At 72.2% G+C, this 21486-nt stretch carries 14 protein-coding genes and 1 tRNA gene; 5 read left to right on the plus strand and 10 right to left on the minus strand.

Features of this window, described 5'->3' with window-relative positions:
• Positions 1-89: 89 nt before the first annotated feature.
• From AC1DZA_RS08040 to AC1DZA_RS08060, 5 genes are all read right to left on the minus strand, one after another.
• Positions 90-166 (minus strand) — tRNA-Met (locus tag AC1DZA_RS08040).
• Between the two features lie 81 nt (positions 167-247).
• A complete protein-coding gene (locus AC1DZA_RS08045) occupies positions 248-622 on the minus strand; it encodes a DUF1304 family protein (RefSeq protein ID WP_476760898.1) in 375 nt (124 codons plus the stop codon).
• 86 nt (positions 623-708) lie between these two features.
• Positions 709-1566 (minus strand): class I SAM-dependent methyltransferase, encoded by an 858-nt coding sequence (locus tag AC1DZA_RS08050; RefSeq protein ID WP_476772340.1) that lies wholly within the window; start codon positions 1564-1566, stop codon positions 709-711.
• Between the two features lies 1 nt (position 1567).
• Entirely contained in the window at positions 1568-4429 is a 2862-nt protein-coding gene (locus tag AC1DZA_RS08055; RefSeq protein WP_476760900.1) for a UPF0182 family membrane protein, read from the minus strand.
• Positions 4430-4527: 98 nt separating this feature from the next.
• Positions 4528-5634, minus strand: coding sequence for a YlbL family protein (locus AC1DZA_RS08060; protein ID WP_476760901.1), 1107 nt, complete (start codon positions 5632-5634; stop codon positions 4528-4530).
• Between the two features lie 218 nt (positions 5635-5852).
• Here AC1DZA_RS08060 and AC1DZA_RS08065 point away from each other — a divergent pair, with 218 nt between their 5' ends.
• Complete coding sequence (locus AC1DZA_RS08065; protein WP_309980191.1) at positions 5853-7172, plus strand: zinc-dependent metalloprotease; 1320 nt, start codon at positions 5853-5855, stop codon at positions 7170-7172.
• A 916-nt stretch (positions 7173-8088) separates the two neighbouring features.
• Here AC1DZA_RS08065 and AC1DZA_RS08070 read toward each other — a convergent pair.
• Both AC1DZA_RS08070 and nudC read right to left on the minus strand, forming a co-directional pair.
• Positions 8089-9984, minus strand: coding sequence for an ATP-dependent helicase (locus AC1DZA_RS08070; RefSeq protein ID WP_476772341.1), 1896 nt, complete (start codon positions 9982-9984; stop codon positions 8089-8091).
• Positions 9969-10988: an NAD(+) diphosphatase gene (nudC, locus tag AC1DZA_RS08075; RefSeq protein ID WP_476772342.1), complete on the minus strand. Its 1020-nt coding sequence runs from the start codon at positions 10986-10988 to the stop codon at positions 9969-9971. Before nudC ends, AC1DZA_RS08070 begins: the two co-directional genes overlap by 16 nt.
• Positions 10989-11076: 88 nt before the next feature.
• On the opposite strand from nudC, the gene AC1DZA_RS08080 reads away from it, so the two are divergent.
• Entirely contained in the window at positions 11077-12315 is a 1239-nt protein-coding gene (locus tag AC1DZA_RS08080) for a phosphotransferase (RefSeq protein WP_476772343.1), read from the plus strand.
• Here the strand turns inward: AC1DZA_RS08080 and AC1DZA_RS08085 are convergent.
• Positions 12240-15506, minus strand: coding sequence for an ATP-dependent DNA helicase (locus AC1DZA_RS08085; RefSeq protein ID WP_476772344.1), 3267 nt, complete (start codon positions 15504-15506; stop codon positions 12240-12242). The genes AC1DZA_RS08080 and AC1DZA_RS08085 overlap by 76 nt on opposite strands.
• A complete protein-coding gene (locus AC1DZA_RS08090) occupies positions 15503-18622 on the minus strand; it encodes a PD-(D/E)XK nuclease family protein (protein ID WP_476772345.1) in 3120 nt (1039 codons plus the stop codon). Before AC1DZA_RS08090 ends, AC1DZA_RS08085 begins: the two co-directional genes overlap by 4 nt.
• A 92-nt stretch (positions 18623-18714) precedes the next feature.
• Between AC1DZA_RS08090 and AC1DZA_RS08095 the strand changes: the two genes are divergently transcribed.
• Both AC1DZA_RS08095 and AC1DZA_RS08100 read left to right on the plus strand, forming a co-directional pair.
• On the plus strand, positions 18715-18939 hold the full coding sequence (locus tag AC1DZA_RS08095; RefSeq protein ID WP_309979757.1) for a DUF3107 domain-containing protein: 225 nt from the start codon (positions 18715-18717) through the stop codon (positions 18937-18939).
• Position 18940: 1 nt separating this feature from the next.
• On the plus strand, positions 18941-19252 hold the full coding sequence (locus AC1DZA_RS08100; protein WP_309979758.1) for a hypothetical protein: 312 nt from the start codon (positions 18941-18943) through the stop codon (positions 19250-19252).
• Between the two features lie 70 nt (positions 19253-19322).
• Here AC1DZA_RS08100 and AC1DZA_RS08105 read toward each other — a convergent pair whose 3' ends face one another.
• The gene (locus AC1DZA_RS08105) at positions 19323-20042 is read right to left on the minus strand and encodes a ferritin-like fold-containing protein (RefSeq protein WP_476763600.1); all 720 of its coding nucleotides are present in this window, start codon (positions 20040-20042) and stop codon (positions 19323-19325) included.
• Positions 20043-20176: 134 nt separating this feature from the next.
• On the opposite strand from AC1DZA_RS08105, the gene AC1DZA_RS08110 reads away from it, so the two are divergent.
• Positions 20177-21486: DEAD/DEAH box helicase (locus AC1DZA_RS08110; protein ID WP_476772346.1), on the plus strand; the 1310-nt coding region annotated here is incomplete at its 3' end.

Below are 21486 nucleotides of genomic sequence, written 5' to 3' on the forward strand. Positions count from 1 at the left end.
GAATCCGACGCAGCGTGGCGCTGCGCCGGATTCGTGCCTAGCCAGTTGTCTCGAATGATGTCGAGAAACCGGAACTGACCGGGACTTCTTGGTTGCGGGGGCAGGATTTGAACCTACGACCTCTGGGTTATGAGCCCAGCGAGCTACCGAACTGCTCCACCCCGCGGCACAAGAGACAACACTAGCATGCGTCAGAAACGTCGTCCAATCGAGGGCGACTGCCACGCGGAATCCGATCGGGCGATGCTCAGATCGCCATGGCCACGAGCACCAGCGCCGGCACGAGCACCATCGGCGCCACCAGCCGCCAGTACCGGAGGTCGCCGAACAGGATGGCCAGCGCACGGATGATGGTGGCGATGCTCACGAAGATGACGAGCGTGCGCCCGACCTCGGCGAACCCGAGGTTCACGGCCACCACGCCGGCGAGCGCCCCGGTGCCCCACGCGAGGTTCGAGAAGCCGTAGGAGATGGCCCACGGACGCACGATCTCCTGGTTCTCGGGTTCGATGAGGAAGACGCCGCGCATGCTCGGGCTGCGGAAGAAGAATGCGGAGAGGATCCCGAGGAACGCGACGCCGAGCCCTTCGACGATCGCGAGGATCTGGGCGACCACGCTCATGGGCACAGTGTCCTCGCCGCCGAGGAGCAGGACAAGACCCCAGATCGGATGTCACCCGGCCGAACCGCGCATCGACGGAGTCGGCGTCAGGACGAGGGGGCCCGCGCGACCAGCTCGTACGAGAGCGGCAGCCACTGCTCGGCCGGCCAGCCGAACATGCCCTCGCCCTGCGGCACCGTCATCGGGAAGATCCGCCACGGCACCTGGAAGTGCTCGGCCAGCTCGTCGATCACCAGTCCGGCGGCGCGGACGGCGCCCACCACTTCACCGATCGGATGCATCCACTCCCACGTGCGGGCGTGCGCGATCCTCGCGTCGGGGTCGGCGTAGTCGGACGGGTCATCGAGCACGTCGGGCTCGCCTCCGCCGTAGGCGTACTGGAAGGTCGGCAGGCCGCCCGGGCCCTCGTCGCCGTCGAACACGAAGGCCGCCGGATGCCCGTCGGCGAAGTAGAGGCGGCCGCCCGGCTTCAGGAACCACGCGACGATGCGCGCCCACTCGGCGACATCCGGAAGCCACCCGATGGTGCCCCAGGTCGTGAACACGAGGTCGAACGACCCGGGCTCGGGCAGCATGTGGCGGGCGTCGTAGAGGTTCGCCTCGACGAATCGCGCGCGGTCGCCGAGCCCGAGCTCTGCGGCCATGCGTCGCGCCTCCTCGACGGCGGGACGCGAGAAGTCGAGTCCGACGACCGTCGCGCCGCGGTTCGCGAGCGAGAGCGTGTCCGAGCCGAAGTGGCACTGCAGGTGCAGCACCCGTAATCCGTCGAGGCCGTCGGGGTGCAGTCGTTCGACGCCGGCCCGGGCGATCGGGTCGAGCACGATGTCTCCGCGACGGAGCGGCTCCTGGTCGTAGAAGTCCGACGCCAGGTGCAGCGGCACGCGTTCGTCCCAGTTGGCGCGGTTGTCGTCGAGCCAATCGCCGTGGCGGAGGTCGACGACCACGTCACTGGTCCTGGGTGATCGCGAGCAACTGGGCGATGATCTCCGCGAGCTGGGCGTCGGCGGCGCCGTACGCCGCCCAATCGCCCTCGGAGAGCGCGGCCTGCTTGTTCTTCAGGGCCTGCGAGGCCTGGTTCAGGAGCGCCTGCACCTCGTCGCTCGGCTGCGGCGTCGCGGTGCTGCCGTCGGCGGGCGGCGTCGTGGGCGTCGCGTTCGGATCCACCGCGTTGTCGCCGGCCTGGGCACCGGAGTCGCCGCCGAAGAGCACGTCGAGCGCCGCGTCGAGGGTGTCCTGGAAGGCGATCTGGTCGCCGAAGGCGACGAGCACCTTCTGCAGCAGCGGGTAGCTCGTGTTGCCGGTCGACTTCACGTAGACGGGCTGCACGTAGAGCAGGCCGCCGCCCACCGGCACCGTGAGCAGGTTGCCGTTGATCACCTCGGACTGCCCCTGTTTCAGGAGGTTCAGCGATTGCGACACGGTCGGATCGCCGTTGAAGGTGTTCTGCACCTGGCCCGGACCCGGCACGTTGTCGTCCTCGGGAAGCGTCAGCAGCCTCAGCTTGCCGTAGCCGTCGGATCGCTCGCCGTCGCTCGCTCCGGCATCGGAGTCGACCGCGAGGTAGCCCCGCAGCACGTTCCGGCTCTGGTCGCCTCGCGCCTCGGGGATGAACGTCGAGTACAGGGAGTACGCGGGCTCCTCCTGCCCGGGCATCTGCATCGTCAGGTAGTACGGCGGTTGCAGCAGCGTGGAGTTCGCGCCGGCCGTCGGGTCGTTCGGCGTCGTCCACGCGTCCTCACGCGAGTAGAACGAGGACGGGTCGGTCACGTGGTACCGGCCGAGCACCGCGCGCTGCATCTTGAACATGTCGGCGGGGTACCGCACGTGGCTCATGAGCGCGCCCGACATCTCGCTCATGGGCTTGATCGAGTTCGGGAAGACCTTCTGCCACGTCTGCAGGATGGGGTCCTGGTCGTCCCACGCGTAGAGGGTCACCGAGCCGTCGTAGGCGTCGACCGTGGCCTTCACCGAGTTGCGGATGTAGTTGACCTCGTCGAAGGGCAGCGACTGCGGCAGGCCCTCGCTGTCGGCGATGGCCTCGCTCATGCTGACCTTGTTGGAGTACGGGTACTGGTCGGTGAGGGTGTAGCCGTCGACGATCCAGACGATGCGCCCGTCGACGACCGACGGATACGTGTCGGAGTCGATCGTGAGGTACGGCGCGACCTTCTTCACGCGGTCGATCGGATCCCGGTCGTAGAGGATCTGAGAGTCGTCGTTGACGGCCTCTGAGAGGAAGATCTGCTCCGACTGGAACTTCAGCGCGTACACGAGCTTCGTGAAGACGTTGTCGAGCTTCGGCCCGCCGTCGCCCTCGAAGGTGGTCTGCGTCTGCTGGTCGCTCTCGCCGCCCGCGGGGTAGTCGAGCTCGACCGGGTCGGTGCCCTCGGGCGCGCCGACGATCGAGTACGCCGGGGACTCCTCGCCGAAGTAGACGCGCGGCTCGAAGTCGCCGAGGGTGCCCGTCGACGGGATGCCCGACTGCAGGAACACCGGCTGGCCGTCGACCGAGCGCTGGTTCCCGGCGGCGGCCACCAGGCCGTAGCCGTGCGTGTAGACGACGTGCGAGTTGAACCAGGTCTCGGCGTCGCCGAGGCCCGAGAGTGCGAGGTCGCGCACCGCGACCACGGTGTCCTGCGTGGTGCCGTCGATGTCGTACCGGTCCACGTCGAGCGCGTCGGGGAACTGGTAGTACTGGCGGAACTGCTCGAGCTGCTGGAACGCCGGGCTGATCACGAGCGGGTCCATCAGTCGGATGTTCGCCGTCGTCGCGGCATCCGAGCGCAGCGCGCCGGGCTCGGCGTCGGTCTTCGCCTCGAAGGGGATCGTCTCGATGTCGGCGACACCGTAGGCCTCACGGGTGAGGTCGATGGAGCGTTCGATGTATGGCGCCTCGAGCGAGCGGGCGCTCGGGTCGACCTGGAACCGCTGGATGATCCAGGGGTAGAGGGAACCGATGATCAGGCTCGAGACCACGAGGAGCGCGACGCCCACGAGCGGCAGCCGCCAGCGGCCGATGAGCGCGGTGACGAAGAAGAGGATCGCGACGCCGACCGCCGCCGCCGCGAGGATCTGGCGACCCGGGATCACGGCGTTGACGTCGGTGTATCCCGCACCGGTGATGAGGGTGCTGTTCTCGGTGACGGTCGCGTACTGGTCGAACCAGATGCTGACGCCCTGGAGCAGCAGGTAGAGGCCGGCGGTCACCGCGATCTGGATGCGAGCCGACTTCGAGATGACGACCTCGCGGCCGCTCACGCGAATGGAGCCGTAGAGGTAGTTCGTCGCGATGACGAGGAGCAGCGAGAGCAGCACCACGGCCGACGCGAAGCCGACGATGGAGCGGTAGAACGGCAACTCGAAGACGAAGAAGCCGATGTCGAAGCCGAACTGCGGGTCGTTCGTGCCGAACGGGGTGCGGTTCAGCCAGGTGAGGGTGAGTTCCCACCGGCTGGACGTCGAGACGCCCGCGAAGATGCCGAGCACGACGGGGATGCCGTACATCGCGAGGCGGCGAAGGGGCTCGAACACCTCCTGGTAGCGGTCGAGCTGCGAATTCAGCTTCGCGTAGACGGGACGCGTGCGGTAGGCGATCTGGATGGAGGCCCAGACGGGCACCGCCATCGCGAGGAACCCGATGAGGAAGAGGACGAGGCGCGCCACCCACTCGGTCGTGAGCACGTCGACGAAGCCGAGCTGGTCGTACCAGAGCACGTCGGCGTAGAGGCCCACGAACACGAAGAACGCGATGAGGAGCAGGGCCACCACCCCGATCGTGATCGCGATCGGCGCGCGACGGCGCGGCATCCTCGGTTCGTGCGGCTGTGCAGACACTCTTCGCCTCTTGTTCGGTCGCTGTGGGATCGAGACTCCATCCTAGAGTCGCGTTCCTTTGAAACTGCTGTTCAGGCCGCGGGGCAGGAGGCGAACGCTGAGGTGTCCTCGCCGTCGCCGATCGCCTCGACCACCGAGCGCGCCTCGTCGAGGGTCTTCACGGCGAAGACTCGCATGCCGTCGGGGACATGTCCGGTGACCTCGTCGCAGTTCGAGGCCGGGGCGAGGAACCAGTCGGCGCCCGCCTCGTCGGCTCCCCAGAGCTTCTGTCTGATGCCGCCGATGGGCCCGACCTGGCCCGACGAGTCGATCGTGCCGGTGCCGGCGAAGACCTCGCCAGCCGTCATCTCACCCGGCGTGAGCTTGTCGATGATGCCCAGGGCGAACATCATGCCGGCGCTCGGGCCGCCGACGTTGTCGAGCTGCAGCACGACATCGATGGGGAACACGTAGTGCATGCGCACGCCCACGCCGAGCACCACGGTGCCGTCGCGGTCGACGGGAGTGACCTCGAGCGTCTGCTCGGCGCCGTCGCGCACCACGAGGAGGCTCGCGGGGGTGTCGGCGCCGTTCTCGCGCACGGCGGAACGGAGCTCGTCGATGGAGTTCACGGCGGTGCCGTTGACGGAGACGATGACGTCGCCCTCCTCGAGCACGCCCGCGGCGGGCGAGTCGTCGACGACGCCGGCCACGGTCACCTCGCGCGGGAAGTCGTAGCCCAGCTCGACGAGCGCGGCGGCGATCGCGTCCTGCTGGGAGTCCACCATGGCCGCCTCGTTCTGGGCGTCGCGATCGGTGTCGCTCACGCCCGGAGGGAAGATCGCCTCGACCGGCACGGCCGACCGTGTGCGGTCGAACCAGGCGGCGACGACCTCGAGCCAGTTGGGGGTCTGCCCCGGCCGGCCGCGCACGGTGACCGTGAGCAGGTTGAGCTCCCCGTCGGTGGGGAAGGTCTCGGCATCGGGGATCTCGATGAGCGGCACCTCCTCGCCGTCGTGCTCGGCGGTGCCCAGTGTGTCGAAGACGGGCCCGGGCTGCTCGATCACGTACGGAGACGGAAGCAGGGCGAAGAGGATGCCGATGGCCACGGCGACGGCGAGCGCCGTCCACCCGATGCGCTCCCGACGCGAACGGCGGCCCTGCGGGCGCGGCGACGGGTCGTCGTCGAAGAGGGCCATCCGTGGTTCCTTCCGGGCGATCGAATCGCCGAGTGCGAGCGCCGGGGCCGGCGTTGTTCGCGAAGGGCGGACACCCGGAACGCCCAGCCTAGGCCATTTCCCAGACACGCGCCCGAGGCCCGGGACTACGGTGGAAACAGACGCGACTGGAGGTGGCTCACGTGGCCGATCGGGACGACGAGCCTGGCGACAAGAACCCCGAAGACGAGTTCCGCGACATGCTGCGGGAGCTCCTCTCGGGCTCCGGCGGCATCGATCCGTCGCGGCTCGCGGGAGCCGCCGGGCTGCCGAACGACCCGGCGAGCCTCGCCGCGCTCTTCGGGCAGCTGCAGGCGGCCATGAACCAGAGCGGCGACGACATCGACTGGAGTGTCGCGGTGCGCCAGGGCGAGGAGCGCGCGGCATCCGGACAGCTGCAGATCACCGCGGAGGAGCGCGCTCGACTCGACCAGGCCCTGCAGGTCGCGTCGTTGTGGCTCGACCCGGTCGTCGACTTCTCGGCGCTCCCCGACACTCCCGAGCTGCTCACCCGGCGCGCGTGGGTCGCCGCCACCATGCCGGTCTGGTCGCAGCTGGCCGAGCCGGTCGCGCTCAGCATCTCCGACTCGCTGACGCGCGTGATGAGCGAGCAGGCGCCCGAGGAGCTCCGCTCGATGATCCAGGGTGCGAGCCGCATGATGCGGGGCATCGGCGGCGCGCTCTTCGCCATGCAGCTCGGACAGGTCGTCGGGCAGCTCGCCACCGAGGTCGTCTCGGGCGGCGACATCGGCATCCCGCTGCAGAGCGACGGCCGCGCCGTGCTCGTGCCGCAGAACGTCGCCGAGTTCGGCAACGGCCTCGACATCCCCACCGACCAGGTCGAGCTGTACCTCGCGGTGCGCGAGATCGCGCACGCCCGGCTGTTCCGCCACGCGCGCTGGCTGCGCCTGCACCTGATCAGCGCGATCACGGCCTTCGCCCGCGGCATCGACATCGACACCGACCGGCTCGAGCAGCTCGCCGAGGGCTTCGACCCTTCGAACACCGAAGAGCTCCGCGACGCCGTCGTGAACGGCGCGCTCATCCGCCCGAAGAGCGAGGCGCAGGATGCCGCGCTGGGCCGTCTCGAGACGATGCTCGCCCTCGTCGAGGGCTGGGTCGACGCGGTCACGGCCGACGCCACCGGCCGCCTGCCCCGATCCGACGCGATCGCCGAGTCGATCCGCCGTCGACGCGCCTCCGGCGGGCCGGCCGAGTCGGCGTTCGCCACGCTCGTGGGGCTCGAGCTGCGTCCGCGCCGCCTGCGCGAGGCCGCGGCCATGTGGCGCGCGGTCACCGAGGCCGTCGGCGTCGAGGGCCGTGACGCCCTCTGGTCGCACCCCGACCTGCTCCCGACGAGCGCCGACCTCGACGACCCGACCGCCCTGATCGCCCGGCTGACCGGAGTCGAGACCGCCGATTCGGCTGCCGACGACGAGTTCGACCAGGCGCTCGAGCAGCTGCTGCGCGGCGAGACGCCGGCGGCTCCCGGCGAGGACGGCGAGGACCCGAAGGCCTGAGGCCTGAGGCCTGAGGCCGGGCGTCCCTGTGGACGGATGCCGCGGCCGACCGCGCGCGTCGGGCATGCTCTCGGCATGTCACCGCGCATCGATCCGGCCCTCCCCCTCGTGTGGCGCACGCCCCTCGACCTCCAGCTCGGCGCGTCCTCGCCGCGCGTCGTGGTGCGCGGCGCGGGCGACCTCGAGACGGGGCTGATCGCAGCGCTCCGGCACGGGGCGAGCGTCGAGACGCTGTGCACGATCGGCAGCGGGCTCGGTGGCGAGCGCGACGAGGTGCTCGAGTTGGTGGCGGCACTGGAGCCGGCGTTCGAAACCGTGCCGCCGTCTACCGCACGCGCGCGAGGAGGTGCCGCGCCGGTGGTCCTGGTCGATGGCGACGACCTCGTGGCCGGCCGGCTCGCCGGCGACCTCCTGTCACTCGGCTACCGGGTGCTGCGTACCCAACCCGGCGGTGCGCTCATCGAGTGCGTCCCGGTGGCGGGTGGCACGGGCGGGAGTGAGTCCGACGGCGCCGGCGCCGCGACCGACCTGGTCGACGAGGTCGACCTCGTCGACGCGGTCGACCTCGTCGACGCGGTCGACCTCGTCGTGATCGTCGCGTCGTGGGTGGTGCAGCCGGCGCGGCACCTCCCCTGGCTCCGCCGCGACATCCCGCACCTCGCCGTCGTGTTCGACGAGACCGGGGCGCGCATCGGCCCGCTCGTGGAGCCCGGCTCCGGGCCGTGCCTCCGCTGCGTCGACCTCGACCGCCGCGATGACGACGCGGCGTGGCCGGTGATCGCGGCGCAGCTCGCCGGTCGACCGGCCGCGACGGCGACGACCCTCGCCGTCATCGAGGCGACCGCCCTGGCGGTGGGCGTCATCGACGACCGGCTCCGGTGCGGCTCGAAGGCCCTGGCGTCGACGTCGCTCCTGCTCAGCCGCGAACGAACGGCCGCGCTCCCCCGCCGGCGCCGGCACGAGCCGCATCCCGAGTGCGGGTGCCGAGCTCCTGGAGGAATCGCGACGGCTCCCGTTCGCCTCGATGCGCACCGCCGGCCCGCGCCCACGAGAGCGTCAGCCGCTTCCGTGCCCGCGTGATGCCCACGTAGAGCAGGCGGCGCTCCTCGTCGATCGCATCGAAGCCCTTCGCGTACGCGATCGGGAGCATACCCTCGGTGAGGCCGACGATGTGCACCTCGTCCCACTCGAGCCCCTTCGCCGAGTGCAGCGTCGCGAGAGTCACGGCCGACACCGTCGGCTCGTGCTGCGCCTCCGCGCGTGCCCGGAGCTCGTCGGCGAACTCGCGGAAGGTTGTTCCCACGGGGGCGTCGTCCACGAGGCGGGCGAGCGCGTTCAGCGACTCCCACCTGGCTCGGACTGCTCCCGGACCCTCGGGCGGCTGCACCGTCCAGCCCATCGAGCGCAGCACGTCGCTGACCGACTTGAACAGGGGCTCCCCCGCGATCGTGAGCGCGGCGGCGCGCAGCGCGTGAACCGCCTCGCGCACCTCGGGCCGGTCGAAGAACCGCGCCGATCCCCGCACCCTCGAGCCGACGCCGACCTCGTCGAGCGCGCGTTCGAGGATGGCCGACTGCGAGTTCACGCGCATGAGGACCGCCACGTGCTCGGGTCGCACGCCCGCGTCGATCCGGTCGCGGATGCGGGTGGCCACTCCCCTCGCCTCGGCGAGCTCGTCGGTGAACTCGAGCACGAGCGGCTCCGGCGACGTGCCGGCCGAGGACGGCGTGGACCTCGCGGCATCCGTCCGGCTCGCGGCATCCGTGGACCTCGCGGCCTCCGTCGGGCTCGCGGCATGCGTGGACCTCGCGGCATCCGTCGGCTTCGCAGCATCCGCCGCCGACCCCGCGCTCGTCGAGGCGACCGCGTGCAGCTGCAGCGCACCCGCCCGGCCGCGCATCAACCGGTTGGCGGCGTCGACGACCTCGGGCGTCGAGCGGTAGTTGCGCTCGAGCCGCACGAGCGTCGCGTCCTCGTAGCGGCGCTCGAACCCGAGCAGGTACTCGGGAGTCGCGCCGGCGAAGGTGTAGATCGTCTGGCTGGCGTCGCCGACCACGCACACGTCGCGGCGACCGCCGAGCCACAGGTCGAGGAGCTGCTGTTGCGCCGGGGAGACGTCCTGGTACTCGTCGACGACGAAGTGACGGTAGCTCTCGCGCACGTGCATCGCCACCGACGGCTCCGACTCGATCATGCCCGCGACGGCGAGCAGCACGTCCTCGAAGTCGAGCATGCGCCGCTCGTCCTTCAGCTGCTCGTAGCCGGCCACGAGCGCGAGCATCTGGTCGCCGGTGAGCGTGCCCGGTGCACCCCGGGAGGCGAGCCGCTGCTCGTACGCATCCATGCCGACGGCGCTGACCTTGCGCCACTCGATCTCGGCGGCGACGTCGCGCAGCGTCGGCACGTCGACGCGCAGGCGCAGCCGCTCGGCCGCCTCGCCGAGCACCCGCCCCTTGTAGTCCAGCACCCTGGGCGCCGAGCCGCCCACCACGAGCGGCCAGAAGTGGTTCAGCTGTGCGAGCGCGGCCGCGTGGAAGGTGCGTGCCGCCACGCCCTCGGCGCCGAGCGCCCGCAGTCGCGCGCGCAGTTCGGCGGCGGCCCGCGAGGTGAAGGTCAGCGCCATCACGCGGGCCGGGTCGTAGGCACCGGATGCCACGCCGTAGGCGATGCGGTGGGTGATCGCGCGCGTCTTCCCGGTGCCTGCGCCGGCGAGCACGCAGACCGGGCCGATGAGCGCCTCCGCCACCACCCGTTGGTCATCGTCGAGGGCGGCGAGCAGCGGGTCGGATGCCGCGTTCACGTCGTCGTCCACGGCCGCGACTCGGGCACGGGACCGCCGTACCACCGCTCGAGCAGCCAGCGGGCGATCGAGGTGCCGCCCGGCAGCGCGACCTCCTGCGCGGCGGCCGCGAGCTCGTCGCGGGAGAACCACCGCAGCGCGAGGATCTCGACCCCGTCGGGCGTCGCCGTCGACGGCGTGGAGCCGTCGGCCACCCGAGCCGTGAACCCGAGCATCAGGCTGGCCGGGAGCGGCCATGGCTGGGAGGCACCGTACTCGACGCGGTCGACGCGCAGTCCCGCCTCCTCGCCCACCTCGCGGATGACGGCGGCCTCGAGCGACTCGCCGGGCTCGACGAATCCGGCGAGGAGCGAGAACCGATTCTGCTCCCAGAGGGCGTTGGAGCCGAGCAGCACCCGGTCGTCGTCATCGGTCACGAGCACGATCACGGCGGGGTCGGTGCGCGGGAACAAGAGCTTGCCCTCGCGGTCGCACCGGCGCGCCCATCCGGCCTGCACCACGGTCGTGGTGGATCCGCATCGCGGGCAGAACGGCGCGGCCGCATGCCAGTTCGCGAGCGCGAGCGCCTCGGTGAAGAGCCCGGCGTCGCGATCGCCGAGCACCGGAGCCGCCGCCCGCAGGTTCGCCCATCGCGCCTCCTCGGGTTCGAGGTCGGCGGCGACCGCGTCGTCGAGCACGCGGAGCTCGATCGCCGTGCCCTCCGGAAGGTCGTCGCTCGCGGCGATCGACACGTCGGCCGACCCCTCATCGGCGCTCGCGACGGGCGATGAGATCGCGATGGTACGGCCGAGGTACGCCCGCAGCGTCGAGTCGGGCACCGCTGCCGGCTCGAGGAACTGCAGGCGCGGCGGGGACCCCTCGACGCGCTCGGCGAGCAGGGCCCGCCCGCGGTGCAGGACGATGACCCGCGACGCCGGGTCGGCATCGAATCGCTCGGCGAACCCGTCGACGCCGCGGGCCTCGCCGTCGCGGTCGAGGGCAGCGCGCGCGAGGGGCGGGGAAGTCGATTCGGGCACTGGCCACCTCTCTGCGCTTCAGGGCGGAGTCGGCGGGAAGGCGTGGCGGTCGCCCGGGAGGCGGATTCGCCTGCTTAAGCTGTGTGCCATGGCCAGACCCCCACTCACTCTAGCCGCGTTGGCCACGGCGGCGGTGCCCGGGCTCGAGGTCCGGGCAGCCAGGGCCCACACGCGTCGCAGTCACGGCGCCTACGACGCGGTCGAGCTCCATTCCGTCGACGGCCGACGCCTCGTCATCCGAGCTCCGCGTTCGCAGAACGCCGAGACCGAGCAGTCGGCGGATCTCGTCGCCATCCGCGCGATGACGGCGGGCATCCGTGCCCGCCTGCCCTTCGCCGTGCCCGATTTCGTCGGCCAGGCGCCGATCGACGGCACGCGCGCCATCGTCACCGAGTTCCTCCCCGGTGCCGTGCGCACCGCGGACGAACTCACCGAGCTGCCCGGGCTCGCCTTCTCGGTCGGCTCAGCCGTCGCGGCCGTGCACAGCCTGCCGAGCGGCTTCGTCGGCGACGCGGGCCTGCCTCGCGAGTCTGCCGACGAGTCGCGTGACGGCGTGATCGACCTCATCGGCCGCGCCGCCGACACCGGACACCTTCCCGCCGCCATCCTGCGTCGCTGGGAGCAGGCCACGGACGACGATGCCCTCTGGCGTTTCCGCCCGACGGTCGTCAACGGCGCGCTCTCGGCCGACTCGTTCCTCGTCGAGGGCGACACCGTGACCGCGGTGGTCGGCTGGTCCTCGCTCGCCGTGGGAGACCCCGCGCGCGACCTGCACTGGCTGCTCACGTCGCGCGGCGCCTCCGCGGAGGCCGCGCTCGACGCGTACATCACCGGGCGCAACGGCGGCGCCGACGCGCACCTGCCGCAGCGGGCGCTGCTGTACGGCGAGCTCGAGCTCGCACGCTGGCTGCTGCACGGCGTGGAGCAGCGCGACGACGCGATCGTCGCCGACGCCGTGTCACTGCTCGACGGGCTGGCGGCCAGCGTGCATGACCGGTCGAGCGAACCGCTCTCGCCCGAGACCGGTCCGATCCTCACGGTCGGCGACGTCGAGCGGCTGCTCGACGACACGCCTCGGGATCACGCTTCTCGCGAGGGCGCGGCGACGATGCTCACCGACAGTTACGACTTCTCGGAGCTCGAACGCCGCGAGGCCGGCGAGCGCGAGCCGATCTCGATGGATACCACCGCCCCCATCCCCCTCGACCTCAGCGACTGGGGCGACGCGACCCCGTCATCGGGTGCGCAGGATCAGCCGGCGACCGGCACCGACGGGACCGGCGCGGTGACCGACGCCCATGCCCGCCGCAACGCCGCCTCGTCGTAGAGCCGCTCGGGCCGGATGACCCGGTCGTCCTCGACGAAGTAGAACACCGCGTCGACGGCGTCGGGGTCGATGCCGGCCCACTTCGCATAGGCGAGCCGGTAGAGCGCGAGCTGGGTCTGCTTGAGCTCGAGGTCGTGCGCGTCCTTCGGCGCCTTGCCGGTCTTCCAGTCGACGACCTGGTGCCGGATGCCGCGTGCGGCGAGTTCCCCGCCCTCGGGCACCTCGTAGACCGCGTCGAGCTTGCAGACGAACACGTGCTCCTCGATGGGCAGGTGCAGCTCGAGCTCCACGGCGATGGGCTTGCGGTGACCCCACTCGGACGCCTCGAAGGTCGCCTGCAGCGTGCGCAGCCGTTCGTCGGTGGCATCCGGGATCACACCGTCGGAGGTCTCTGCAGGCGCGTCGGCCACATCGAACCACGCATTGTCGACGGCGGCAGCCTCGCCCTCGCCCGTCGAGCGGTGCTCGACCCAGGCGTGGAACAGCGTGCCGAGGCGGGTGGCCCGGAAGGGCCGCTGCGGCATCGGCCGGCGAAGCTGCTCGGCGACGGCGGCGGGGTCGTCGACGTAGTCCTTGAACCGTGAGGCCGGTACGCGGGCCGGGATCGACGGCGCGGCCGGGCCCTCGATGCGGCGCCGTCGGTCCTCGAGGAGCAGCCGCAGCTCCTCGGTGAGCCGCGGGCCGATGCCGCTGCCGCTCGGTTGGCCTGCGGCCGCCCGCACGGCGTCGGCCGCGGCGTGCACGGCGTCGTGGCGGGAGCCGAGCGGGTCGAGCGGCCACCGCTGGCGAACGGTGTCGCCGCCCCGCGGGTTCTCGTCGTCGGCGGGGGCGACGGGAAGGGCGCCGACCTCGAGGATGCCGGCGCGCACGAGCTCGTGCAGGAACACGCTCGGCTTGCGGGGCGACTTCTGCGAGGCCCACCAGGAGCCCGTGAGCAGGAGTTCCGACCGGGTGCGCGTGAGCGCCACGTAGGCCAGGCGCCGCTCCTCGTCGGCGTGCCGCTGCCGGTTCTCGTCGGCGAAGCCGCGCACCGCCTCGTCGAACTCCGCCTGGCTCTGCACTCCCCTCCACTGGAGTTCGGGGAGCTCGGCGCGATCGCCCTTGAAGTCGTTCGGCAGTTCGCCGAAGGCCAGCCAGCCCTTCGTGGTGCGGGGTTTCGACGGCAGCTCCTCGTCGACCATGCGCGGGATCGCCACGACATCCCATTCGAGGCCCTTCGACCCGTGGATCGACAGCACCTGCACCGCACCGGGCTCGGGCTCGTCCTGGCGGGGTGCGAGTCGGTCGCGCTGCTCCGCCTCGGTGAGCCATCCGAGGAACGCGCCGAGCGTGGGGTGCTCGGCGACGTCGGCGAATCCCGCGAGCAGCTCGTCGAACGCCTCGAGGCTCGGCGCGCCGAGTGGCTGCTCCGCGTTCGCGGCGACCTCGATGTCGAGGAGCAGCTCCTGCTGCACGAGATGGACGAAGTCGACCAGTCCGAGGCCGGCGCGACGTCGCAGCGCCTGCAGCTGCGCGCCGGCTCGACGCATGCGGCCGAGCCCGGTCTCGCTGAATGCCCGCAGCGCCGAGTGGCTGTCGGGGGCGGTCAGGAGGAAGTCGAGCGCGTCGACGATCGACGGGGACTCGTCGGCGGCGATGGACGCCCGGAGCCCCTGTCGGACCCCGTCGTCGAGGCGGTGGCTGCCGAGATCGCGGTCGGCAAGCCACCTGGCGAGCCCGTTGAGCGCCGCGAGGTCGGCCGGGCCGATGCGCCACCGTGCCCCACCGAGGACGCGGACGAGCTCGGAGCCCGCGGTCGGGTCGTGCAGCACGCGGAGGACGCATACGAGGTCGGCGATGACCGGTTGGTCGAGCAGGCCCGCGATGCCGAGCACGTGCGTCGGGACGCCGTGGTTTCGGAGGGCCGTGGTGAAGACGCCGACGTTCGCGAAGGTGCGGCACAGCAGGGCGCCACTCCGGGCTGCCCCTGTGCCGGGCCGGCCCAGCCGGGCCGCGAACCACTGCGCGACCAGGTCGGCCTCGTCCTCGATGGTCTCGGCCCACCGCACGCCGACCTCGCCGGGCCCCGCGAACGGCGACGGCGCCAGCGGCGCCTTCGGGATTCCGGCGTCGAGCGGCTCGATGAGCGCGTTCGCCGCGTCGAGCACGATGCCGGGGTTGCGCCAGCTCGTGGAGAGGTCGAAGACGCCCGCCTCCGACTCGGGCGCGAAGTCGTTCGAGAACCTGGCGAGGTTCGCGGCGCTGGCGCCGCGCCAGCCGTAGATCGACTGGTCGGGGTCGCCGACGGCCATCACGGAGTGACCGCCGAAGAGGGTCGCGAGGAGCCGTGTCTGCACCACGCTGGTGTCCTGGTACTCGTCGAGCAGCACGGTGCGCGCACGTTCGCGATGCGCGGCGACGACCTCGGGGTTGCGCTCGCAGATCGCCAGCGCGAGGGCGACCTGGTCGGAGAACTCGACGTAGCCGCGCTCCCGCTTCGCCGCCGAGTAGGCGTCGGCCAGGTCGAGCAGCGGCGGAAGCGCTCCGACGACCCCGAGCGCGCTCGTGAACGTCTCGAAGTCGGTGCGCTTGCGCGGAGCCTCGATGGGGAGGCCGTCCATCGCGAGGAAGTCGCGGGCGAATGCCTGCACGTCTCGGCTGTCGACGACGTTCTCGGCGAGCGCGCGGCTGAGCGACAGCACCGCGCCGGTGACCCGGTCGAGGGAGGCGTCGACCTCCACGAGGCGCGGATCGGTCGACCCGCTGACGACCGACCTCGCGAGCAGCCACGCGGACGCCTCACCGAGCACCGCCGCGTCGGGCTCCCGCCCGATGAGCATCGCGTGCTCACGGTAGATCGAGCTGGCGAAGGCGTTGTACGTGCCGACCGCAGCCGACTCGAGGGGGTCGAGCTCCACCTCGGCGATGCCCTCGCGCACGAGCTGGCCGACGCGCTCGCGGATGCGTTCGGCCAGCTCGCCGGCGGCCTTCCGCGTGAACGTGAGGCCGAGCACCTCCGGCACGGCGACGAACCCGTTGGCCAGCAGCCACACGACCCGGTTGGCCATCGTCTCGGTCTTGCCGCTGCCGGCGCCGGCCACGACGATGCTCGCCCCGTGCGGCGATGCCTCGATCACCGACCGCTGCTCCGCCGTCGGGGGGTGCAACCCGAGCCGGACGGCGATCTCCTCGGCACCGATGCGCCCGCTCACGCCGACACCGCCGGCACGAGGTGGACCCGGTAGAGCCAGGCGCCGAATCGGGAGCGGAAGCCCAGCTCGCCGGGACCCTCGAATTCGCTGCCGGCCATCGTGCGCGCGACGGCGGCGAGCCGGTCGCGGAAGGCGGCGTCATCGTCGTCGTCGAACGGCTGCTGGGCCCGTTCGGTGAAGGCCATGCCGCGCACGGGCTTGGCGAGGTACACCAGCTTCGCGCCGCCGGCGCGCCCTGCGTCGGGAACGGCGCCTGCCCGTGCGGCGAGCTGATAGGCGGCCAGCTGCGGATGCTTCGCCGTCTGCTCCGCCGTGGGCGGGGTGCGTCCGGTCTTGAGGTCGACGATGACCGTGGTGCCGTCCGGTGAGGCCTCGACGCGGTCGATCGTGCCCGTGATGCGCACCCGGTCGACGACGAGGGTGAACCGGCCCTCGGCACCGAGCAGCACCTTGCCGTCGTCGGCGAAGGCGGTGAGGTAGTCGGCGGCCCCCTCGGCCATGCGTCGCGCTCCCCGCCGCTCGCGTTCGGCGACCCATCCGGCTTCGAAGCGGAGCTCCCGCCAGCGTTCCTCGACCGCGGCCCACAGCGTCTCGATGCTGGTGTCGCCGTCGGCGCGCGCGCCAGCCTCCTCGACGACGGCGTGCACCAGGGTGCCGATCGACGCGGCGAGCCCCGAGGGCGGCGATGCGACGTGATCGATGAACCAGCCGAGCGGCGACTCCTCGGCACGGTCGATCTGCGACGGCGACACGGGCACCACGGCCTCGGGATCCGCGTCGAGGTCGACGAGCGGGGCCGTCGTCGACGGTGCCGCCAGGCCGTACCAGTCGTCGGGGTGCGCGCCCGGCACGCCCTGCTCCGCGAGGAGCGCCAGGGCGGCGGCGGCCTCGAGGTCGCGCGTCGCGGACGCCTCGCGCCGCAACGCGCCCACGAGGCCGCGGAGGTGCAGCGGTCGTCGTCGGGGTCGCACCCGCTCGGGGGCGTAGGCCATCAGCATCGAGGGTTGCTCGTCGTCGTTGGAGGTGCAGCTGAGCACGAGCTGTCGCCGGGCGCGCGACGCGGCGAGCGCGAACAGCCGCAGCTCGTCGCCCCGCACCGAGACCCTCGCCTCGGACACCGACTCGGGGGCCGGCAGCGGCGCCCCGGCGCGGGCGGCCTGCACCACGCGTGGCAGGAGTCCGGCGTGCAGCAGCGTGCCCCGCGGCCGGAGGTTGGGCCAGACGCCGTCCTGGAGGCCGGCGACCACCACGACGTCGAACTCCCGGCCGATGAGCGCCGGCGGCGTGGTGACCAGCACCGTCTCGGCGGTTCGCCGGGGCGCCAGCGAGTCTTCGGGCAGCTCGCTCGCGAGCACCTCGTCGACGAACCGCACGGCGGGAGCGCCGGGTTCGCGCTCGACGTAGCGGGTCGCGGCGGCGAAGAGCGCCACGGCGGCATCGAGGGCGCGGTTGGCCTCTTCGGCGAGCACGCCGGTGCCGCGCGCCTGCGCGCCCCATTCGGTGGCGAGCCCGCTGCCCTCCCAAAGCGACCAGAGCACCTCTTCGATCGTGCCGCCCGACGCGGCCACGCCTGCCGCGGCATCGAGGAGCTTCGCGAGGCGCGCGGCGCGCCGGGCGGGCGCTGCGTCGACGGTCTCGAAGCCGCCGGGGGCGCCGAGCGCCTCGACCAGCAGTTCGTCGCCCGAGCGGTTGCCCCCCGCTGCGAGCTCCTCGTGTCGCAGGGCCAGCCGCAGTCGCCGGAGCCCGACCCCGTCGAGCCGGCCGAGGGGACCGGTGAGCAGCTCGACCGCCAGGGCCGACGTGAGCGATTCACGACCCAGCACGAGGGACGCCGCGGCGAGCAGGGCCGCAGCGGCCGGCGCGTCGCGCAGGGCGGTGCGCGCGGCGTCGCCCGCGGTCGGAACGTCGGCGAGCGCGAGGCCGCGCTCGAACGCGGGCACTTCGGCACCCGACCGCAGCACGACCGCCATCGACGACCAGGGCACGCCGCCCAGCAGGTGGCGTTCGCGCAGGAGGCCGGCCACCGCCTGGCATTCCGCGGCGTGCGATGCGGCCTCGATGCCGAGGACCGGCGCGAGCGGGTCGGGGTCGAGCGGCAGCTCGTCGACGTCGCCGAGCGCCGCGAGTCGCGCCTGCCGGTGCCTGCCGCCGAGCGCGGTGCCGATGTGCGCCGTCACGGCGTGGACCACCTCGCGGATCTCGACGCGCCCCCGGTGGATCTCGTCGAGGTCGATCCGCCGCACGGACGCGCCTCCGAGCACCGACCCGAGGGACCCGAGCAGCTCGGGCCGACCACCCCGGAACCCGTTGCTGGCCACGTCGGGATCGCCGACCGCCACCACCGCGACGCCGCGCGCCGCGAACGCCCCGAGGAGCGCGGCCGTCGCCTCGGTGGCCTCCTGCGCGTCGTCGACGATGAGCAGCCGCAGGCCGGCCAGCGTGCCGAGGGCGGCGGATGCCGCGGGGTCGACCGTGCTGCGCCGCACCACCGCCGCGGCGAACGCGCCGAGCTCGGCCGAGTCGAACTGTGTGGGCCGGAGCTGCTCCTTCACCTCGGCGTACTCGGTGAGGAACTCGCCCGCGGAAAGCCACTCGGGACGCATGGCGAGCCGCCCGAGCCGCGACAGCGCCTCGCCGTCGACGCCGTGCTCGACGGCGCGCATCATGAGGTCGCGCAGCTCGGACCGGAACCCGCGCAGCCCGCGCACCTCGGGGGTGAGCGGGTCGGGCCACTCGGGCCCGAAGCCGTCGTCGACGCCGCCCTCGAGCAGCTCCCCGACGATCTGGTCGTGCTCGGCGCCCGTGAGCAGGGTGACGGGCTGCCCGGTGTAGGCGCGCACGAGCTGGAACGCCAGCGAGTTCGCCGTGCGCGCGACCGGACCCCGCGTGGTGACGCCGAGGCGCACCGCGACCTCGTCGCGCAACGCCGTGGCCGACGCGCGCGTCGCGCAGAGCACGAGCACCTCGTCGGTGCCGTAGCCGAGCCGCTGCACCCGGTCGGCGACGAGGTCGACGACGAGCCTCGTCTTGCCGCTGCCCGGGGCTCCGAAGACCGCCGCGTGCTCGCCGTCGACGAGGGTCGCGACGGGGTGCAGGAGGGTCGCGGTGCCGGGCATGCCTGAACGGTAACGCGTTCCGCCGACAGTGAACGCGACCGGCCCGGCGCGGCCCGTGTCATAGTGTGTGAGCACAAGCAGAAAGGCGCATCGTGGACGTTCGCATCGGCATCCAGAACTCCCCCCGTGAGATCAGCTTCGAGACCTCGCAGTCGGCGGCGGAGGTGGAGCAGGCCGTCGCGGCGGCCCTCGCCGGGCAGTCCGCGCTCCTGAAGCTCTCCGACAAGAAGGGCGCCGTCTACGTGGTGCCCGCTGCCGCACTCGCCTATGTCGAGATCGGCTCGGAGGAGTCGCGCCACGTCGGGTTCGTGGCCTGACGTGGAGCTGCTCTTCGCGGTGCTCGGCGGCGCGATCCTCGGGCTCGCCGCGCGCTACGCGCTGCCCCGTCGGCACACGTACGGCAGCGCCCTCGCGCCGGCCGTCGGCGCCGGAGTGGCGGCGGTCGTATGGGTCGCCCTGACCTGGCTCGGCTGGGCATGGGACGGCGGCTGGATCTGGGTCGCCACCCTCGTCGTCGCCGGCCTCGCCTCCGTGGCAGCCGTCTGGCTCATCGGCCCGCGCCGTGAGCGGCAGGACGCCGAGCTGTTCGAGCGGCTCGCCCGCCCGGGTGCGGGCAGCCGCACCGCCTGACGCTGGGCCGTTGACCTGACGCCGGGCCCCAGACGGCACCGGATGCCGCGACGGCACCGACGCCCGACGCTCAGGCCGTGAGGCCCAACGCGTCCATGCGCCGTGTGTGATCGGCGATGAGCTCGGTGAAGACCGGCTCGACCTTCTCGGCTCGGGTGGTGCTCGGCGCCTCCGACGCACGCAGCGCCGACCGAGCGATCAGCAGGGTGTCGCCGACGAGGCTGCGCCCCCAGAGCGCGAGCCGATCGGCCAGCTGGGAGTCGGCGGCGATGGCGTCGCGCAGCTCGGACTCGAGCACGACCGAGGCGCCCTCCTCGTCGAGGATCGCCCGCACGCGCGCCCCGAGCTCGGCGGGCAGCCCGCCTGCGAGGCGCGAGAAGTAGCCGTCGAGCATGCCCGCGGTGACATGGATGCCGAGCAGGAGCTCGTACCAGTCGGCACCGGAGCTGATCTGCTGGAAGCGATCGGTCGCCGGTGCGAAGGGCGCCATCACGTCGTCGGGCTCCACGCCGAGGCGGCGGATCTCGGCGATGAGCGCGTGGTGCTTGCGCAGGGCGACACCCGCCGCGGCGCTCAGCCCCTCCTTCGCGGGGAGCGTGGGCGCGGTCGCGACGGCTCGCGCGAGGTTCTCGAAGAACTCGAGCTGGATGTAGGCGGCCTGGCCGAGGAAGGGCACCGGCTCGGGCACCAGCTCGGTGAAGTCGACCTTCGCCAGCTCGGTCGGCGTGACGCGGGGACGCAGTCGCGGCGCCTCGGGCCGGAGCCCCCGCCGATTCGTCCTGAACACCACGCGACACAGCCTATCCGAGGCTCTCAGGCACTCTCGGATAGGCTGGGGGTGCACACGGGCGATGGACCCGTGGCCGTGCGCCTCAGGTCGAAGCAGGGCGCACCTCGTTTCCCGCAAGACCGACAGGCAGAATATTGACCACTTTCAGTGACCTCGGCGTCGCGTCCGACATCGTCGACGCCCTCGCCGGGAAGGGCATCATCGATGCCTTCCCCATCCAGGAACAGACCATCCCCCTCGCCCTCGCGGGCCAGGACATCATCGGCCAGGCGAAGACCGGCACGGGCAAGACCTTCGGGTTCGGCCTGCCGATCATCCAGCGCCTCGGAGACGACCCCGAGGGCGGCGTGAAGGCGCTCGTCGTCGTGCCCACGCGCGAGCTGTGCGTGCAGGTGACCGAGGACCTCGAGCTCGCGACCTCGAACCGCCCGACCAAGATCGTCTCGATCTACGGCGGCAAGGCGTACGAGGGCCAGATCGAGCAGCTCAAGGCCGGCGCGCAGATCGTCGTCGGCACCCCCGGTCGACTCCTCGACCTCGCGTCGCAGCGTCTCCTCTCGTTGAAGAACGTGCAGGAGATGGTGCTCGACGAGGCCGACAAGATGCTCGACCTCGGCTTCCTCGCCGACATCGAGAAGCTCATGGCCCAGACGCCGGCCACCCGTCACACGATGCTCTTCTCGGCCACGATGCCCGGGCCGATCGTCGCGCTCGCACGCCGCTTCATGCTGCGTCCGATCCACATCCGCGCGACCGACCCCGACGAGGGGCTCACGCAGGCGAACATCAAGCACCTCGTCTACCGGGCGCACTCGCTCGACAAGGACGAGGTCATCTCGCGCATCCTCCAGGCCGACGGCCGCGGCAAGACCGTGATCTTCACCCGCACGAAGCGTGCGGCGGCCAAGCTCGTCGAGGAGCTCAACGACCGCGGCTTCAACGCGGCGGCCGTGCACGGCGACCTCAACCAGGACCAGCGCGAGCGCGCCATGGCCGCCTTCAAGGCCGGCAAGAAGGACGTGCTGATCGCCACGGATGTCGCGGCCCGCGGCATCGACGTCGACGACGTGACCCACGTGATCAACCACACGATCCCCGACGACGACAAGGCGTACCTGCACCGCGTCGGCCGCACGGGCCGCGCGGGCAAGACGGGCATCGCCGTGACGTTCGTCGACTGGGACGACCTGCACAAGTGGGCGCTCATCAACCGCGCCCTCGAGTTCGGGCAGCCCGAGCCGACCGAGACGTACTCGTCGAGCCCGCACCTGTACAGCGACCTCGACATCCCGGCGGGCACGAAGGGCCGCTTGAAGCCGGCCGCCACCGTCGCGCCGACGCGGTCGAGCACCGCCGGTCGCAGCGAGGGCCGCGCCGAGGCCGACGCCGAGCGGGCTCCCCGCTCGCGGTCGCGGCGACGCACGCGCAACGGCCAGCCCTCCGG

This window comes from Agromyces sp. P2_B3 (genome assembly GCF_056404815.1).